Here is a 17,436-nt window from a genome sequence, read left to right on the forward strand (position 1 = left end):
TCTCGGTGTCCTCATCGGCCTTACGGCTCGACGGGAGCGTCGGTGGTCTCTTCGGGGGTCGGCTCGGGGTCGGGCGTCGGCGTGGGGTCGGGCGTCGGCTCGGGCTCCGGCGGCGGGAGCGCACAGGTCTTCGAGTGCGAGGTCGTGCCGAGCGCGGACAGTGCGCCCTCCCATTGCACCGAGAAGGTGTACGTGCGAGACAGCAGGCTGTCCTCGGTCTGCACCGGCCGGATGGTGTAGTCGGTTTCCGCGGCGGTCACCTCGACGGAGCCGCGGGGCGCCTCGCCGACACGGCAGCTGTCGGGGAAGCGGACGCGCGCGGTGTAGACGGGCCCGGCGGGATCCGCGGTCACTTCTCGTGCGTTGGGCGTCCCGCAGCCGAACGAGTCGTTGCAGAGCGCCGCGATGATCCGGCCGGGCGGGACGCCGAGCGTGAACAGACTCGCGAAGTCGCGGGTGTACGTCTCGCCGTCATCCACCGAGTAGCGCACGTCGAAGCGGCCGCTGCCGCGCAGGTTCGGTGCCCGGACGTCATCCCACCGGTGGACGAACATCCCGTTGTCGCTGAACCGATCGGCGTTCGACCCGATGCGGTACGTCGCGTCGCCGTCCGGTGCGTCGATCTCGCCGACGGGCGTGATTTCCTGCGAGACGGGCGCGCCATCGCCGAACTGGGTGCCCTCGTTCAGGGTTTTCGCGCAGGCACGGATGGTCACGCGCTCCCACAGCGGCAGGTCGCGATACTCCTTGGTGACCGTGCCACCGCCTCCGCCCGTCCGTTGCTCACTGGGGCTGCAGTTCTGCCCGCCGAGCGAGAACCCGACGAGGATCGCCTCGCCGACGCCGTTCGGTGCGACGGTGGCCCGCGCGGTGACGACCGATCCGTCGGGGTTCTGGGTCACCTCGAGCGTGATGCTCGGTGCGCCGATGCCGTGCGCGCGGAATTCCAGCGACCGACCCTCGCTCGACCCGCCCGCGATCGGCGGCAGGTCGAACTGCGTCAGGGGGGTGGCGACGAGCGCCGTCGGCTGGTTCGCCCCGATCTGGTAGCCCGTGAACGTCGCGGTGCCGTTCGATGCGGACTGCGTCGATCCGCCGGCGGCGCCGCCGGTGAGCCGCACGCTGCCGGTCGTGGCATCCAATCCCGAGACGACGATCGTCGCGACCCCGCCGCCGTTCCCGGCGGGAACCGGGGTGAACGTCGCCGTGCGCGGCTGCGCCGGCGGGCGGTACGCCCACGCCTCGACGCGGACGCTCCCGCGCGACGTGCCGACGGCGTTGACGGCGTGCGCCTCGTACGTGCGCTTCTCGCCGACGGGCGCCGAGATCGGGGCGCAGATGCCCGACGCCGGGCAGGTCGCGACCTCGCGGCCGCCGGTCGTGATGCGGTAACTGTCGACACCGGGGTACGAGCCCGCATCCGACGTCACTCGCAGGGTCACCGAGTCTTCGCTGTAGGCGGTCCACTCGAGGCGGGTGGGGTTCGCGGGGAGCCCGCGCAGATCGAGCACGACCTGACCGTCGCGGTCGCCGCTGGACTGGCGCCCCTGCGCGTCTTCTACGGTGAACGTTCCGACGCAGCGTGCGGCGCCCTCGGCATCCGAGGCCCACGTCGCCCGCACCGAGGTGTCGCCCGCCCGCGCGAACGACACGCCTGCGCAGTTGTCGGGTCCGTTCGCGCCGACGACTCGCAGCGGGGTGCCCGGCAGGGGATTCACTTCCCCGGCGGTGCCGATGACGTCGATCACGCACGAGGTCGACCCGCCCGACTGGGAACACGTCTGGATCGTCGAACCGCCGCGCGGGAGCGCAGACGGGGCCGGCCCCACGGTGACGACCAGGCTCGCCGCCGGCGCGTCGGGGTGGCTCGGCAGTGTGATGGTCAGCGGCTCCTCGCGGCCGGGACGGGCGGCATCCTTCGCCGTCACGGTAACCGTCGCGCCGGATGCCTCGACCTCGAACTGGTCGCCGCGGTAGGCAGTCGCGTACTCGAGTGCGTCCCACGCCTCGCGTCCGGCCCACTGCACCATCCGGGCGAGGTCGTACGTCGCGGTGTCGCCCGGACGCACGGCGAGCGAGGCGCTACGCAGCGACGGCTGCGGCGTCTCTGCTTCGACCTGCACGACGAGCGCGAGGTAGGTGTACTCGTCCTGGATGGCGAGCCGCGCCGGCACGATGCAGGTGTCGTTCCACGGCGCCCCGCGTCCCGCCGTGTACCGGATGGTCGTGCCGGAGGTGACCCGGCAGGATGCCTCGGCGCGGGCACCGCCGGTCTCCACGTCGCCCCGACCGAGGACGAGCGTCTGCCCCTCGGGGAGGACCACCGCATCGGCGAGGTCGAGGTCGACGGACTCGTTCTCGACGACCTGCATCGGATCGAGCCCTGCCCGGAGGGTGAGACGGATGTCGGCGGTGCCGGGGACGCGGAGGAAGCCGTACGTCGTCACCTCGGTGCCGTCGAACGCCGTGCCGGACACCTCGAACGGGACGAGGAGCGCGGACTCGGGCAGGTCTCCCGAGATCCGCCACCCGTCGGCCTCGATGCCTTCGGGGTCACCCCACAGGCGCAGCTCGAGGGACGACGGGTCGCCCGCGTTCCAGCTGACCATGTCGGTGAGGACGTCGACGCCGGTCGGGAAGTCCTCGCGGTTCTCGAGGGTGAGGATCGTGTCGCGGACGGCCGGGTGATCGGGCACCGGATCGCGGACGACCTTGAGGACGAGGAGACCGATCGCGGTGTCGCCCGTGGTGTTCGTCACCGTGTAGCTGTACGAGAAGGTGCCGAGCGCGTCGCCCGCGCGGAGGGTGACGGCGCCGTCCTCGACGGATGCCACACGATCCGCGAGCGCCGCGTACTCATCGCTGCCTGCAGGCGCGTTCGGCACCACATCGCCCAACTCGAGCTCGCTGCCGAACGGGTCGACGTCGTTGTCTGCGGGACGCACGATCACCGTGCCGTCCGTGCCGGCCTGCACCTGGACGTAGTCGCTGAAGGTCACGGGGCTCGGATCGCTCTGGGTGGCGATGACGCCGACGCGGACGTCGGCGACGCCGGTCGCGCCGAGGGCATCGCGCACCTGGTACGAGAACCGCACCTGTCCCGAGAAGCGCTCCGGGCTGGTGTAGACGATCGACTCGCCGTCCGCGGAGACCGATGCGGAGCCGACGCGCGGCTGCGAGACGATCGCATCGAGGACGACCGCGTCCCCGTCGGGGTCGACGGCGTACGTGTCCAGGGGGACGGTGACGCTCTGCCCGGCGACGACCCGACCCTGGAGTGGGCGGGGGAGCGGCGCCGCGTTCTCCTCGCCGCCGACGACCGTGACGGTCACGCGCGCGGTGTCGACGACTTCGGGGGAGCCGAGCGGGGAGACCGTGTAGGTGAGCGCGTACGTCCCGGCCTCGTCGGGTGCCAGATAGCGCAGCATCCGTCCCGACGCGAACGCCAGTCCGCCGCCCGTCTCGTTGACGATCGAAGACGGGTCGAGGGCGAGCAGCGCGCCGGCCGGTGCGTGGTCGTTCTCGAGGATCGGGATGTCGACCTGCGCGCCCGCGCGGACCGTGACGAGGTCGTCGACCGCGATCGGCGCCTGCGCGGTGCCGGCGGGCAGCAGGATGACCGTGAGCGCGCCCTCCGCGGTCGTCGCCGCATCGGCGGCGCCGTCCGTGAGGCGATACCGCACGACGCCGAGCAGCCCCGGCTGTCCGTCGTCGGTCGACCCGCTGACGCGGAGCAGACTCTGACCGACGAGGTCGACGCCGAGACTCGCGCGCGGGTCGCTCTCGGGGCGGATGTCGTCGAGGAGCAGCACGACGCCGGCGGGGTTCGCGGCGGCCGCCGCGACGTCGATCGTGGCGTCCTCGTTCGGCCGCACGAACGCGGTCAGCGGCGGCGTCGACACCGTGGTGTCTTCGGCGGCGCGCATCGTCACCCTGACGGTGGCGCCGACTTCGCCCGCGTCGTCGCGCACCCCGTACTGGACGAGGTAGGAACCCGGCTCGGTCGCTGAGAACGTCATGCTGAGCGCGGACGGATTGGCGGTCGCGGTCGAGCGCGTCGTGTCGAGGGTGACCAGTGAACTGAGGCTCACCCGGCCGCTGACCCCGGTCACGTACGGAGCCATCGACACGTCGAGCGGCTCGTCCACGACACCGGTCACCGCGAACGACTCGGCGTGCAGTTCGGGGGCCGCAGTCACGTCGATCGTGAGCGGACGCGTCGCCGATGCGCCCCGGGCGTCGGTCACGACGACCTCGAGCTGCACGCTCATCGCGTCGGTGGCCTGCGGGTCGGGATGCTGGTAGGTCAGCTCGCCCTCGGGCGAGGTCGTCACCGTGCCGACGCGCGGCTGCACGGTGACGCCGGACAGGTACATCGGGTCGCCGTCGGGATCGACCCACCCTTTCAGCACGTCGGCCGACACGGTCCCGCCGGGAGCGACCGAGAGGGTCGGCCACGGTGCGAGACAGCCGTCCACGCCGCACCACTCCGGTTCGGCGTTCTCGGTCTCGGGGACCACCCGGAGGGTGACCGTCGCGACCTCCGACAGGAGCCCCGCGCTCGACGTGCCGTCGGTGACGCGGTAGCGCAGGGTCGCCGTGCCGGTCGCATCCGGTGCGACCGTGACGGCGACCTGCTGCTCGGCGCCGGTGATCGTCGCCGAACCGAACGCGGCATCCGGTCCGTCGAAGGATGCCGGATCGATGCTGAGGACGTCCTCGTTGGGGTCGTGGTCGTTGAGGAGCACCGGGAGGAGCACGACGCTGCCCGCGCGGACCCCGAACGCATCGTCGACGGCCACCGGCGGCTTCGGGTCGAGGACGCGGTCGGCGCGCTGATCGTTCTCTTGCGCGACGTCGGACGTGGGGTCGAGCTCCCACTCCTGCGAGGACGGGACGAGGGCGCCGTCGGGGACGCGCCACACCCAGCCCGAGCCTCGGTCGTTGAGCGCGAGCCGCGAGCCATTGCCGACGAAGGTGGGGTCGACCGCGTCGCCGATGTCGGCGCCGCCGTAGTCCAGCGGGGTGACCTCGTCGGGCGCGTCGCTCGACCAGAGCGCGCCGCCGGCGGTGCCGTCGGCGAGCCAGGCGGCGTGGACCCGGCCGTCGAGCGGCGTCGGCGCGGCGGGGACGCCGAGGCCGCCGGCGTCGAGGACGCGGTCGACCTCACCGCCGTCGAGCACGACCCGGGTGACGCCGTCGGTGTCGGCGATGTAGGCCGCGTCTCCCGTTGTGGCGGCCCGCTGCACGAGCGAGCCGGTGCCGGGCGTCGTCTGCACGACCTCCTCGCGGTCCTCGATCGCGAGGTCGCCGGTGCCGACGTCGTAGAGCACCCAGCGACCGCCGATCGACGTGAGCTGCGCGTCGACGGGCGTGATCGGCGCCGTCTCCTGATCGAGCACCCGGCCGGTCGAAGCCTCGGCGCGGACGACGAGGCCGTCGGTCGCGGAGTAGGCGAACACGATGCCCGCGGCATCCACCGAGACACTCGTCGCGACGAATCTCGGGGCCTCTTCGCCCTCGGCGGCGGTGGCCCCCGCGTACGGGTCGATCTGCGCGGCGGCACCGCCGCTCGAGAGCGTGGCGCCGAAGACCGCGCCGCCCTCGGTGCGGTAGACGATGCTGTCGCCGGCCGAGACGATGTCGACCGTGCCTGGTGGGGTCGACGCGAACACGTCCTCGGCGTCGGCGGTGAGGTCGGCGGGCGTCGCCAGGTCGACGTCGGAGAACTGCGTGCCGCCGTCGCTGTAGACGAAGAGGCGGTCGGCGGTCTGCGCGAGCTGCGTGCCGTTCTCGACCTGTTTGACCGTGTCGACCTCGTTCAGCTCGAGGTTGACGCGCGCGTACCCGCTGCCGGTGCCGGTCTGCAATGCCCAGACGGTCGGATCGTCAACCGGCGTCTGCTGGGCGTCGTACCCCGGCCAGACGACCGCGAGGGTCGCTACCAGCGCGAGCGTCGCGGTGACCGCGCCCGCGCCGATCCACGTGGACGGGCGCACACGGGTGCGGATGCCCTCGGTGCGTGCCATCTCAGCTGCCGCCCAGCAGGAGGAACGTGGTCACCGCGCCACCGAGGGCGAGCAGTGCGCCACCGCCGACGAGGAGCCCGATCATCGCACCCGTCGACAGGCGTCGGCGGGGCTCGGCGCCGGCGAGGATCGTTCCCTCGTCGGGTCGCCGCGCGACCGACGCGCGTGCGCGAGCCGGACGCTTCGACTCGTAGGCGACGGAGGGGCGTACCGGACCACGGGCGCGATCGTCGGCGAAGTCCACGGTGGCACCAGCGGCGGCCCACTCGTCGACGGCAACCTCGAGCGGTGTGTGCGGCACGCCGAGCTGGTGCTGCACCACCTGCAGGTCGTGCGCGAACTCCGCGGCGGAGGCCTGTCGCGCGGCGGGATCGCGGCTGAGTGCGCGCGCGAGCACGGCGTCGAGCTGCGGAGGCACGTCGGTACGGCCGATCGGGGTGTACGTCGCCTTGCGGATCCGCGCCTTGAGCAGCTCTCGCGAGTTCTGACCCTTGCCGGGCCGCTCGAACGGGCTCCGTCCGGCCAGCAGCGAGTAGACGGTGGCCCCGAGACTCCACACCTCGGCGGCGACGGAGCCCGCGACCTTCTCGTCGACGATCTCGGGCGCGCTCCACGGCACTGACATCGCGAAGACCTCGTCGGTGCCGGGGCGGTGTTCGACGGCTGCGGCGATGCCGAAGTCCGAGAGCACCGGGGCGCCGAACGCGGTGATGAGGATGTTGGACGGCTTGATGTCGCGGTGGAGGAGCCCGGCGCGATGCGCGGTCTCGAGCGCGGAGCCGATCTTCACCCCGAGTTGCAGTACTTCGGTGACCGGAATCTCTTCGCGACGGTACCGGCCGGTGAGCGAGGTCGGACAGTACTCCATGACGAGATACGGCCGTCCATCCGACGAGATGGATGCCTCGTGGATCGTCAGGATCGAGGGGTGCGAGCTGAGCCGCGCCATAACGTCGGCCTCGGCGTTGAACATACGAAGCAGATTCTCGTCCACGATGTCCTCGAGGAGCACCTTCACCGCGACCGGACGCCGGGGGAGGTTCTGTTCGAAGAGGAAGACGTCGGCGAAGCCGCCGGCGCCGAGCGGGCGGACGTAGGTGAAGCCCGAGAGTCCCGGCGGCGTCGAAGGGAGCCTGTGTGACACGCAGCTCCCCGATTCGCCCGTCAATGGTGGTTCCGCCGTCACGAGTGACGACGGTCCATCACGGTGAGGGCTTTCTCACGATAAGCGATCGGCCGGACGATTTCCGGCTCTTGACGCTCAGGATTCGATCTGGAAGCGGGCCGTCACGCCGTCGCCGAGATCGAAGAGCGTGTCCGCGGGAACGCGCAGCGTGGCGCCGCCGCGGAGGAGCAGCGGGTCACTCTCGCGGGGGCGGACGATGGTGCCGTTCGTCGAGTCGAGATCGTGCGCGACAAGGTGGTCGCCGTCCAGGCGCACCTCGAGGTGGGCGCCGGAGATCTCCTTCGCGGGCGACGGTACGACTTCGATGCGCGCGCCCGGATGCCGCGCCGGTCTGGGCCCGCGACCGAGGACGACGGGCCGATCGAGCGGCAGATCGCGGCCCGGGTGCACGCGCAGGACGTAGGTGGCCGACGGTGTCGGCGCGGCGGACGCGCGCCGGCCGCCGAGGAGCGTCCGCTCGTCCGGCAGCTCGATGTCGCCGGTCTCGTCGGTGAGGAATGCGGGAAGCTCGAGCTTCTCGTCGTCGATGGGCCTCGCGAAGAGACTGCGGTCGATGAAGAGGGTCTCGAGCACGTCGGACTCGTCGAGGGATGCCGCGGGCGCAACCGTCGGGATCCGCGGGAGTGGGGGAGCAGCCGGTGCCGGGGCGGCGGGCTGTGCCTGCGGGGGAACCGGGGTCGGTGTCGGGGGAGTCGTCGGCTCGGCGGGCGGCGCCGCTGCCGGAGCGGCATCCGCTGCTTCTCCTGCCGCGGCGGTCACGGCGGCGCCCGCGACGGGCTTGCCCCACGCGAGTTCGTTCGTGCGGACCACCCCGAGCCCGAGCGGGAGGGCGCCGGCACCCTCCGAGGGATCACCGAGCCGGAGCCGCAGGCCGTCGACATCGTCGAGGGACGTCTCGGTCCAGGTCCGCGCGTCACGGCCCTCGACCGCGCGACCGGCGCCGTCTTCGGCCGTCGCGGCACCGCGGACGGCGACTCGGACCCGCGCCGGCGAACCGGGCGCGAACTCTGCGAGCGCGAAATCGGGCAGTGTGTGGATGCCTTCTGCGACGAGGACGCTCAGCACGTCTTCGAGGAGCGAGGCGGGGTCGGCCGCGGCATCCCAGAGTCCTGCGAGCAGCCGCTCGTCGATGCCCGCAGCCACGAGGAGGGCGAACCGGTCGCCCGCGATCGCATAGCCCGAATGGGCCGGATCCTGCGGAGTCGGATAGCGGAACACGCGTTCAACCCTAGGCTGTCGCCCACGGCGCAGCGATGCGACGGCCCGTCCGCGCATGCGTCGGGAGCGACTCGAAGGCGGTGGAGATGGTCAGCGACGCGACGGCGCAGCAACTGATGGAGATCGCGCTGCGCGACGTGCCATCGCAGCTCGTGCGGAGGATGGATGCGCGCATCGAGATCGTCGAGAACGTGGCAGCTGCGACTGCCGAGCAGGCGTCATGGCTCGTCGGCTTCGATCGTGACACGCGGTACATCCTTCGGATCGCGGACGGTGCAACCGCCATTGACGAGATCGACCCCGCGGCGTTCCTGGCCGACATCTCCTCGGCGATCCAAGACTTCGTCATCGACCAACTCGGCGCGCCGTGGCCGGTGAGTGCAAGCGGCCGTGTGCTCTCGCCAGGCGTCCAGGCCTCGGCAGCGACGTGGTCCGACGGCACGGAGCGCGTGTGTCGTATCGGCGAGCTCCATACAGCGGTGACGACGCCGCCACGCTGAGAGCCCCGTGCGGCTACACCCAGCCGGGCAGCCAGAAGTGCAGGTAGTAGAACTCGTACGGCACCCGGATCGCCGCCCACAGCGGGTACCAGAACGCCGAGAGCGCGACGATGACGGTGAGGATCACCACGACGGTCCGCTGCCCCGACAAGCGGCGCTCCGGTTCGGCATGGCGCGCGCCGGCGACGTCCCGGAGCGCGAAGGCGAGCGCGAGCACGAGGAACGGCAGCATGAGCACTGTGTAGAACTGGAAGATCGTCCGCTCCGGGTACAGCAGCCACGGCACGTAGGTCGCGGCGAAGCCGACGAGGACGGCGGCGTACCGGCCGTCGCGCAGCATCACGAAGCGGATCGCCAACCACACGATGGCGATGATGCCGCCCCACCAGATCAGCGGATTCGGCAGGCTGTAGACGTTCTCGATGCAGCCCCGGACGCTCGCGCAGCCCTCGGTGCCATCGGCGGTGCTGTTCGCGTACATCGACGTCGGGCGCAGCAGCAGCGGCCACTGCCACGCCGGGCTCGCGTACCGGTGCTCCGTCGTGATGCCCGCCGTGGCCGTGTAGATCGTCTCGTGGTACTTCCACAGGTTCTGCAACGCCATCGGCACCCATGCGAAGATGCCGGTCGCGGGTGCGGCATCCGCTGCGTGCCGGCCGTACCCGTCGTCGGTCACGAACCAGCCGGTCCAGGACGCGAGGTACACGACGACGCTCACCGGCACGAGGAGCACGAACGCGGCGACGCCCTGCCGGAGCGCATCGAGCGGCCAGAAGCGGATGCCCAGTCGCCGCCTGGCGACCGCGTCGGTTACGACGACGTAGAGCCCGAATGCGGCGAGCACCCACACGCCCGACCATTTGACAGCGGATGCCGCGCCGAGCGCCGCGCCCGACGCGATCAGCCAGGGGCGGTGCCACCGCACCGGCCCCCATGACGCCCAGGCATCCGGTGCGCGATCGGCGAGCGCTGTGGCGAGCCGTCGCGCGTGCGAGCGCTGATCGAGCAGGACGAACCAGAACCCCAACAGCACGAACGCGGTCAGCAGAATGTCGAGGATTGCGACCCGGCTCATCACGATCGCGAGCCCGTCGACGGCGATGAGCAGGGATGCCACGGTCGCGAACGGGATCGACCCGCTCAGGTGCTTCGCGATGAGGTACACGAGGAGGACGATCGCGGTGCCCGCGACGGCCACCGCGAACCGCCACCCGAACGACGAGTCCGGGCCGAAAAGCGCCATCCCGGCGCCGATGAGGTACTTCCCGAGCGGCGGATGCACCACGAAACTCGGGTCGGTCGAGAAGATGTCGGTCTTGCCGGCCACGAACCGCGCGTCGGCCTCGTCGGGCCACGACGCGGCGTACCCGAGGATCCATTGGCTCCACGAGTCCTTCACGTAGTAGGTCTCGTCGAAGACGATCGCGCGCGGGTGGCCGAGGTTCCAGAACCGCAGCACTGCGCCGAGGAGGGTGACCAGCAGTGGCGCGAGCCACGACATGCGCCGGACGAGCACGGGGTCGGCCGCGACCCGGGTGCGCCATGCGTCGTACCGCGACGGACGTGCGTCCGGGCGCGCCGGCAGCAGCGGTTCCGCGGTTGAGGTCACGCAGGCCAGCCTAAGTGGCAGTACACCTAGGCTGGTGCGGTGCTCATCATCGCGGCGACCCCCATCGGGAACCTCGGCGACGCGACCGGGCGTCTTCGCACCGCGCTCGAGGACGCGACCGTCGTCGCCGCAGAGGACACCCGCACCACGCAGCGGTTGCTGCAGGCCCTCGGCATCGAGAACCGTCCGCGGCTCATCGCCCTGCACGACCACAACGAGAAGGCCCGTGCCGGCGAACTCGCCGCGCTCGCGGCATCCGAAGACGTCCTGCTCCTGAGCGACGCCGGGATGCCCACCGTCAGCGACCCCGGCTACGCGGTCGTCGCAGCCGCGGTCGAGGCGGGGGTCGACGTCACGGCGCTGCCCGGCCCGAGCGCGGTCATCACGGCGCTCGCCCTCGCGGGACTGCCGACCGACCGCTTCACGTTCGAGGGGTTCGCGCCGCGCAAGGCGGGGGAACGCAAGACCGTCTTCGGTGCGCTGGCGTCGGAACCGCGCACGATGGTCTTCTTCGAGGCGCCCTCGCGGCTCGCCGACACCCTCGCCGCGATGGCCGAGGCGTTCGGCGCAGACCGACGCGCCGCGGTCTGCCGCGAGCTGACGAAGCTCCACGAAGAGGTGAAGCGCGGGCCGCTCGACGAGCTGGCGACCTGGGCCGCTGAGGGCGTGCGCGGCGAGATCGTCGTGGTCGTCGCCGGCGCCCCGGTGCGGGTCGTGTCCGAAGCGGATGCCGTCGCGCAGGTACTCCGCATGGTGTCGGCGGGCGTGCGCCTCAAAGAGGCGGCCGCCGAGGTCGCCGCCGAGACCGGCATCCCGTCGCGCGAGCTCTACCGCGCCGCGCTCGCCGCCCGCTGAGCCGATCGGCAGAGCGGGCGACGACGCCGGGTCAGCCCTTGACGGAGCCCGCCGTGAGTCCACCGACGATGTAGCGCTGGAGTGACAGGAACAGCGCGAGCACCGGCACCGAGGCGAGGATCGCGCCCGCCGCGAACAGTCCCCAGTTGCTGGAGAGCTGGTTCGAGACCCACTGGAACATGCCGACGGCGAGCGTCCAGTTGTCCTCGGACACGAGCACGATCTTCGCGATGATGTAGTCGCCGAACGCCGCGATGAAGGCGAGTAGGCCGACGACCGCGAGGATCGGGGTCACGAGCGGCATGATGAGGCGCCAGAAGATCTGCGCGTGCGTCGCGCCGTCGATCTTGGCGGACTCGTCGATCTCCATCGGGATCGTGTTGAAGAACCCGTACATGAGGAACGTATTCACGCCCAGCGCGCCGCCAAGGTACACGCAGATGAGCGCGAGCTTGGAGTTGAGTCCCAGGATCGGGAACACCTCGCCGAGGGTCAGCAGCATGAGGAAGATCGCGACGAACGCGAGCGCCTGCGGGAACATCTGGATGATGAGCAGGGCCGTCAGGCTGATCCGGCGTCCCGAGAAGCGGAACCGCGAGAACGCGTACGCGGCGGCCGCGCCCATGATGACCGCGCCGAGCGCCGAGACGCCGCCGACCAGCAGGGTGTTGCCGTACCAGGCCCAGTAGCTCGTCCCCGACAGCGAGGCGTAGTTGCCGAAGTCGAAGACGGCGAACAGCGAGTTCGCCGCGGCGAGGTTGCCGTTCGGGTTGAGCGACGCCGACAGCACGTACACGAGCGGGAACATCGCGTAGAAGAGGATGCCGGCGGCGACGAGGTACTTCCAGCCGACGTCGAGCACCCAGCGGCGACGCTGGCCGGGACGAAGCGGCACCGTGGTGCGGGGAGCGCGCTGCGCGCGCCCGGTCGCGGTCGTGACGGTTGCGGTGGAGGGAGCGGACATCACTGGTACTCCTCGAGCTTCTTGGTCTGACGGAACGCGACGGCCGAGACGACACCGACGACGATGAACACGAGGATCGACAGCGCGCTCGCGAGGCCGTAGTCGGCGGCGCCGCCCGAGACGCCCGAGATGTCGTAGATCGCCGAGATGAGGATGTCGGTGTAGCCGAGCGCGTACGGGGCGCCGGGGATGGCTGGACCGCCGTTGTTGAACATGTAGATGATCGTGAAGTTGTTGAAGCTGAACGCGAACGACGAGATCAGTAGCGGCGCCGTCGACACGAGCACGAGCGGCAGGATGATCGCGCGGAGCTGCCGGAACCTGCCCGCACCGTCGATGGATGCCGCCTCGAGGGCGTCCTGCGGCAGCGCCTGCAGCGCGCCCGTGCACACCAGGAAGTAGTACGGGTAGGTGAGCCACACGTTCACGAAGAGCACCGCGCCGCGGGCGAGCCACGGATCACCGAGCCAGTCGATGTTCGCGCCGCCGAAGAAGAGCTCGTTGATGACGCCGAACTCGGCGTTGAACATGCCGCGGAACAGCAGGGCGGACATGAACGCCGGGAACGCGTACGGAAGGATGAACAGCGTTCGCAGGATCTTCCGTCCGCGCACACGCGGGTCGTTGAAGATGAGTGCGAACAGGAGTCCCATCGCGAACGGGATCGCGACCGAGAGGAACGCCCACACGAACGTCCAGCCGCCGACGAGCGCGAGCGGCTCGATGATGTCGGGGTTCGTGAAGAGCTCGATGAAGTTGTCGAAGCCGACGTGCACCATCCACCCGGTGGGGAGGGCCGTGCCGTCCTCGGCGACGAAGTTGCCGCCCTCGGTGGCGCTGTAGACGAGACCGGTCGCGCTGTCGCTGATCGTCTGGGATTCGGCATCCCACGTCATCGTCGACAGGTACACGGCACCGCTCGATCCGTCGCGGGTGCGAATCGATCCGTCGTTCGGGTCGTCCGAGACCGGCACGCGCAGGTCGACGACCTGCTGCTGGAGTGCCTGGTCGCTGATGATCGTGTTGCGCGGGACGACGTTCCAGCCGTCGACAGCGGTCGGTGCACCGGATGCCGGTGCGGCGCCGGCCGCACTGAGCGGCTCGTCGGCGGTGCCGGCCTGGACCTCGCCGTCGATGACGACCGCGAAGCCGAGCTCGCCGCCGCGCTCGACCACTGTGAGGGGGAGAGTCGGCGCGCCCTCGGCACGGCGCTCGCCCTGCGCGAGTGCCGCCTCGACGGCCTGCTCCTGCGAGCCGACGTGCCCGGCGCCGTAGTTCGTGAAGGCGATGTAGCCCGTGTACAGGAAGATGAACACCTGGAACACGAGCAGGAACGACAGGCCCGGCAGCAGGTACTTCAGCGGCAGGGCCTTCTTCGTGAAGTACACGATGTCGGCCGCGACCAGCAGCACGATCGCGATGCCCGCGACGAGCCACGACTCCGCCTGGAAGGCGGAGATGATCGCCATCAGGCCGACGGCGTTGACGACTGCCATCAGGGCGAGCTTCACGAGGAAGCCCCAGCCGGGTCCAGACCACCGACGCCCGTGCGGTTCAGCAGGGGGCGGGGCCGTCTCGGCGAGCGTGCTCGGCGTGGCCGTCATGCGCGTGTCCTTCTCGAGAAGTGTGTTGAGGAAGTGGTCCCCGGGCGCGGGGATGGTCTCACCCCGCGCCCGGGAGTCGGTCAGCCGATGGTGCCTTCGAGGTCGGTCACCATCTGCTCCCAGGTGCTGGCCGCGTCAGCGCCCTTGATGATCTGCACCTGTGCGGCGTTCCAGAGGTCCCACACGGCGCCCATCTCGGGGATGTTCGGCATGGGGACGCCGTTCTGCGACGACGCGACGAAGCCGGCGATGATCGGGTCGGACGAGACCTCTTCGGCGAGGTCCGACCATGCGGGGATGCGCGGGTCGGCCTCGTACAGCGCCTTCTGCGCGTCGTAGGTCGCGAGGTACTTCGTCAGGAACTCCTGCGCGACGAGCGCGTTCTCGCTCTGCGCGCTGACGTAGAAGCCCTGCACGCCGACGAACGGCGACGCGGTCTCGCCACCGGCGGTGGGGATCGGGCTCACCTTGACGGGCACGTCCTGCGCGGTCAGCGCCTCGATCGCCCACGGGCCCTGCACGGTGTACGCGGCCTTGCCGGCGGCGAACAGCTCGTTGTTGGTGTCGTAGTCGATCGTGGTCGAGATGTTGCCGGTGCCCTTCTCGCCGTGCTCGCCGAGCCACTCGGCGAAGGCTGCACCGGCGTCGCCGCCCATGCCGACCTCGGCGGTGTACGAGCCGCTGTCGTCCTGGACAAACACGGGGGCCCCGAACGAGGTCTGGAAGCCGTACATCGTGTAGGCGTCACCGGTCTGACCGGCGGTGTTGATGACGACGGCGCGCTCGGCGCCGGCCTCGTCGGCCGCTGCCACCATGTCGTCCCACGTCGCGGGCGCCTCTTCACCGACGAGGTCGGTGTTCTGGACGAGTGCGATCGTCTCGAGCGAGTAGGGGAGGGCGTACATCTGGCCGTCGTAGGTGAACGCGTCGAGCGAGACCTGCTCGAAGTTCGACGAAGCCTCGCCGATGTCGATCGTCGAGACGACACCGGCCTGCACGAGGCTGCCGAGCCAGTCGTGCGCGCCGATCGTGATGTCGGGGCCTTCGCCGGTCGGCACCTGGTTGGTGAAGTCGTTGCGGATGTCCTCGAAGTTCTTCTGGACGATCTCGATCGCGCCGCCGGTCTCCTCCTCGAAGGTCGCCGCGGCGGCCTCGATGGCGGGGAGACGGTTCTCGTCGGCCCAGACGGTGAGGGTGACCCCGCTGGCGTCGATCGGACCGGCGTCGGTCTCCTCGGGTGCTGCGGGGGTGCTGCTGGCGCAACCGGCCAGCAGGATGGATCCGGCCGCGAGTGCAGCGACGCCGATGCCCATCTTGCGCATGGATTGTTCCTTCCGGATGTGGTCTTCCGGCGTGGCCTCGTCTGAGGTCGCGCCGTTACGACCGGTGTTGCGCCGCGACCGGATGGTCACGGCGGTGTCTCTCTCAGTGCGGGTGATGCGCTTCCTTGACGACGGCAACGTCGCCGCCTGCCACCACCATGGTCCCCCGGATCTCTTCCTGTGTCAGCAGGTCGGTTCCGGTGGTCTCGTAGGGCGCCGCGTCGGCGCCGTGGTTGATGACGACGACGTAGTCCGCGTCGTCACCGCGTCGGCGGATCGTCTCGACACCGGCCGGCGTCCCCGAGGGGACGATGCCGGCGTCGGCGTAGACCGCCGTCATGATCTGCTGGAGCCCGGCGGCGTCGGGGCGGGTGCTGACGTACCAGGCGGCGCCGTCGCCGAGCGCGTTGCGCGTCACGGCGGGCTTCCCGTCGCCGGGGCCGCCGTCGTAGGTCGCACGGACCTCGGCCGTCGTGACCACGAGGTCTTCCGCCCAGACGTCGACCGTGAGGGTGGTGTCACCGAAGCGGATGCCGGCGGTCTCGCCCTCACGCATCGGCAGGTGCTCCTCGACCCAGGCGCCGAGCGCCTCGGCGAGGGGTGCGCCGAAGCCGCCCGCGTGGACGGCGTCGTGCTCGTCGACGACGGCCGAGAAGAACGACACGACGAGCGTGCCGCCGCCGCGGACGTAGGCCGTGAGGTTCGCGGCATCCGCCTGCGTCAGCAGGTACTGGGCGGGCGCCACGACGAGCTTGTACGCGGAGAGGTCGTGCCCGGGGAGCGCGAAGTCGACCGTGATGTCGTCGCGCCAGAGACGCTCGTAGTACGCGCGGATCCGCTCGGCGTGGGTGACGTCCTCGGACGGGCGCCACTCGAGGTCCTGCGCCCAGAATGACTCGAAGTCCCAGAGCACCGCGACGTCGGCCTGCACGCGCGAGCCCTGCAGCTCGCCGAGTGCTCCGAGCTTCGCGCCGAGGTCGACGACCTCGCGGAAGACGCGGGAGTCGGCGCCCGCGTGGGGAAGCATCGCGGAGTGGAACTTCTCGGCACCGGAACGCCCTGCGCGCCACTGGAAGAAGAGGATGCCGTCGGCGCCGCGGCCGAGGTGGCTGAGGGAGTTGCGTGCCATCTCGCCGGGGCGCTTGGCGACGTTGCGGGGCTGCCAGTTGACGGCAGAGGTGGAGTGCTCCATGAGGATCCACGGCTTGCCGCCGCCCACCGAGCGGGTCAGGTCGGCCGCGATCGCGAGGCCGATCTCGCCCTCGGGGTCGGCCGCCCATAGGTAGTGGTCGTCCGAGACGATGTCGACCTCCTGCGCCCAGGCCCAGAGGTCGCAGCCCCAGTGCTGGTTCGCCATGAAGTTCGTCGTCACGGGCAGGTCGCTGTGGGCGCGGATCGCGTCGCGCTCGGTGATGAAGCATGCGCGCAGCTGGTGGTCGGTGAAGCGTGCGAAGTCGAGCTTCTGCGCAGGGTTGATCGTCGAGGGGGCTGCGGCGGGTGCGCCGACGTGCGCCCACTCTTCGTAGTGCTGGCCCCAGAACGCGGTGCCCCACGCGGCGTTGAGGCCGTCGATCGTGCCGTACTTCTCCTGCAGCCACTCGCGCCATGCGGCGATGGCGGCCGGGGAGTAGTCCTCGCCGACGGGGACGCCGTACTCGTTGTGGATGTGCCAGAGCGCGACGGCCGGGTGGTTGCCGTAGCGTTCGGCGAGGGCGCCGGCGATGCGGGCGATCGCGGTGCGGTAGGCGGGCGCGGAGTGCGAGACCATGCCGCGCGCACCGAACCCGAGTGCGACGCCGTCCTTCGTGACCGCGCGGGCCTCGGGGTAGTTCGCGAAGAACCAGGCCGGTGGAGAGGCGGTGGGGGTGCCGAGGTCGACGGCGATGCCGTTCGTGTGCAGCAGCTCGATGATCTCGTCGAGCCACGTGAAGTCGAACTCGCCTTCGCGGCGTTCGATGAGCCCCCACGAGAAGATGCCGATGCTGACCATCGTGACGCCTGCCTCGCGCATGAGGCGCACGTCTTCGTCCCACACCTCGCGCGGCCACTGCTCTGGGTTGTAATCGCCGCCGTAGGCGATGCCTTCCAGTCGTGGCCACACCGTGGTCGTCATGCGTCGAGCCGTCCTCATTGATCGAGCGGAGCTCCG

Annotated in this window: 10 protein-coding genes; 2 read left to right on the forward strand and 8 right to left on the reverse strand. The window is 70.7% G+C overall.

What is annotated here, in order from left to right:
- Positions 1 to 20: 20 nt before the first annotated feature.
- The 3 genes from QNI14_RS02420 to QNI14_RS02430 all read right to left on the reverse strand — a co-directional run bounded on the left by QNI14_RS02420 (position 21) and on the right by QNI14_RS02430 (position 8,433).
- Positions 21 to 6,029: an Ig-like domain-containing protein gene (locus QNI14_RS02420; protein ID WP_283714589.1), complete on the reverse strand. Its 6,009-nt coding sequence runs from the start codon at positions 6,027 to 6,029 to the stop codon at positions 21 to 23.
- A gap of 1 nt (position 6,030) precedes the next feature.
- Positions 6,031 to 7,173 (reverse strand): serine/threonine-protein kinase, encoded by a 1,143-nt coding sequence (locus QNI14_RS02425; protein WP_283714590.1) that lies wholly within the window; start codon positions 7,171 to 7,173, stop codon positions 6,031 to 6,033.
- Positions 7,174 to 7,290: 117 nt separating this feature from the next.
- A complete protein-coding gene (locus QNI14_RS02430; protein ID WP_283714591.1) occupies positions 7,291 to 8,433 on the reverse strand; it encodes an FHA domain-containing protein in 1,143 nt (380 codons plus the stop codon).
- An 86-nt stretch (positions 8,434 to 8,519) separates the two neighbouring features.
- On the opposite strand from QNI14_RS02430, the gene QNI14_RS02435 reads away from it, so the two are divergent.
- A complete protein-coding gene (locus QNI14_RS02435; protein ID WP_283714592.1) occupies positions 8,520 to 8,933 on the forward strand; it encodes a hypothetical protein in 414 nt (137 codons plus the stop codon).
- A gap of 13 nt (positions 8,934 to 8,946) precedes the next feature.
- On the opposite strand, the gene QNI14_RS02440 is transcribed toward QNI14_RS02435, so the two are convergent.
- Complete coding sequence (locus tag QNI14_RS02440; protein ID WP_283714593.1) at positions 8,947 to 10,542, reverse strand: dolichyl-phosphate-mannose--protein mannosyltransferase; 1,596 nt, start codon at positions 10,540 to 10,542, stop codon at positions 8,947 to 8,949.
- A 39-nt stretch (positions 10,543 to 10,581) separates the two neighbouring features.
- Here QNI14_RS02440 and rsmI point away from each other — a divergent pair, with 39 nt between their 5' ends.
- Positions 10,582 to 11,397 (forward strand): 16S rRNA (cytidine(1402)-2'-O)-methyltransferase, encoded by an 816-nt coding sequence (gene rsmI / locus QNI14_RS02445; RefSeq protein ID WP_283714594.1) that lies wholly within the window; start codon positions 10,582 to 10,584, stop codon positions 11,395 to 11,397.
- Positions 11,398 to 11,428: 31 nt separating this feature from the next.
- Here the strand turns inward: rsmI and QNI14_RS02450 are convergent, their stop codons facing one another.
- From QNI14_RS02450 to QNI14_RS02465, 4 genes are all read right to left on the reverse strand, one after another.
- A complete protein-coding gene (locus tag QNI14_RS02450; RefSeq protein ID WP_283714595.1) occupies positions 11,429 to 12,361 on the reverse strand; it encodes a sugar ABC transporter permease in 933 nt (310 codons plus the stop codon).
- Positions 12,361 to 13,965, reverse strand: a complete 1,605-nt coding sequence (locus QNI14_RS02455; RefSeq protein ID WP_283714596.1) for an ABC transporter permease subunit — start codon at positions 13,963 to 13,965, stop codon at positions 12,361 to 12,363. Before QNI14_RS02455 ends, QNI14_RS02450 begins: the two co-directional genes overlap by 1 nt.
- A gap of 80 nt (positions 13,966 to 14,045) precedes the next feature.
- Positions 14,046 to 15,287, reverse strand: coding sequence for a sugar ABC transporter substrate-binding protein (locus QNI14_RS02460; protein ID WP_283714865.1), 1,242 nt, complete (start codon positions 15,285 to 15,287; stop codon positions 14,046 to 14,048).
- 103 nt (positions 15,288 to 15,390) lie between these two features.
- Positions 15,391 to 17,400, reverse strand: a complete 2,010-nt coding sequence (locus QNI14_RS02465; RefSeq protein ID WP_283714597.1) for a beta-galactosidase — start codon at positions 17,398 to 17,400, stop codon at positions 15,391 to 15,393.
- Positions 17,401 to 17,436 lie beyond the last annotated feature (36 nt).

The organism is Microbacterium dauci (assembly GCF_030065535.1).
GTDB lineage: Bacteria > Actinomycetota > Actinomycetes > Actinomycetales > Microbacteriaceae > Microbacterium > Microbacterium dauci.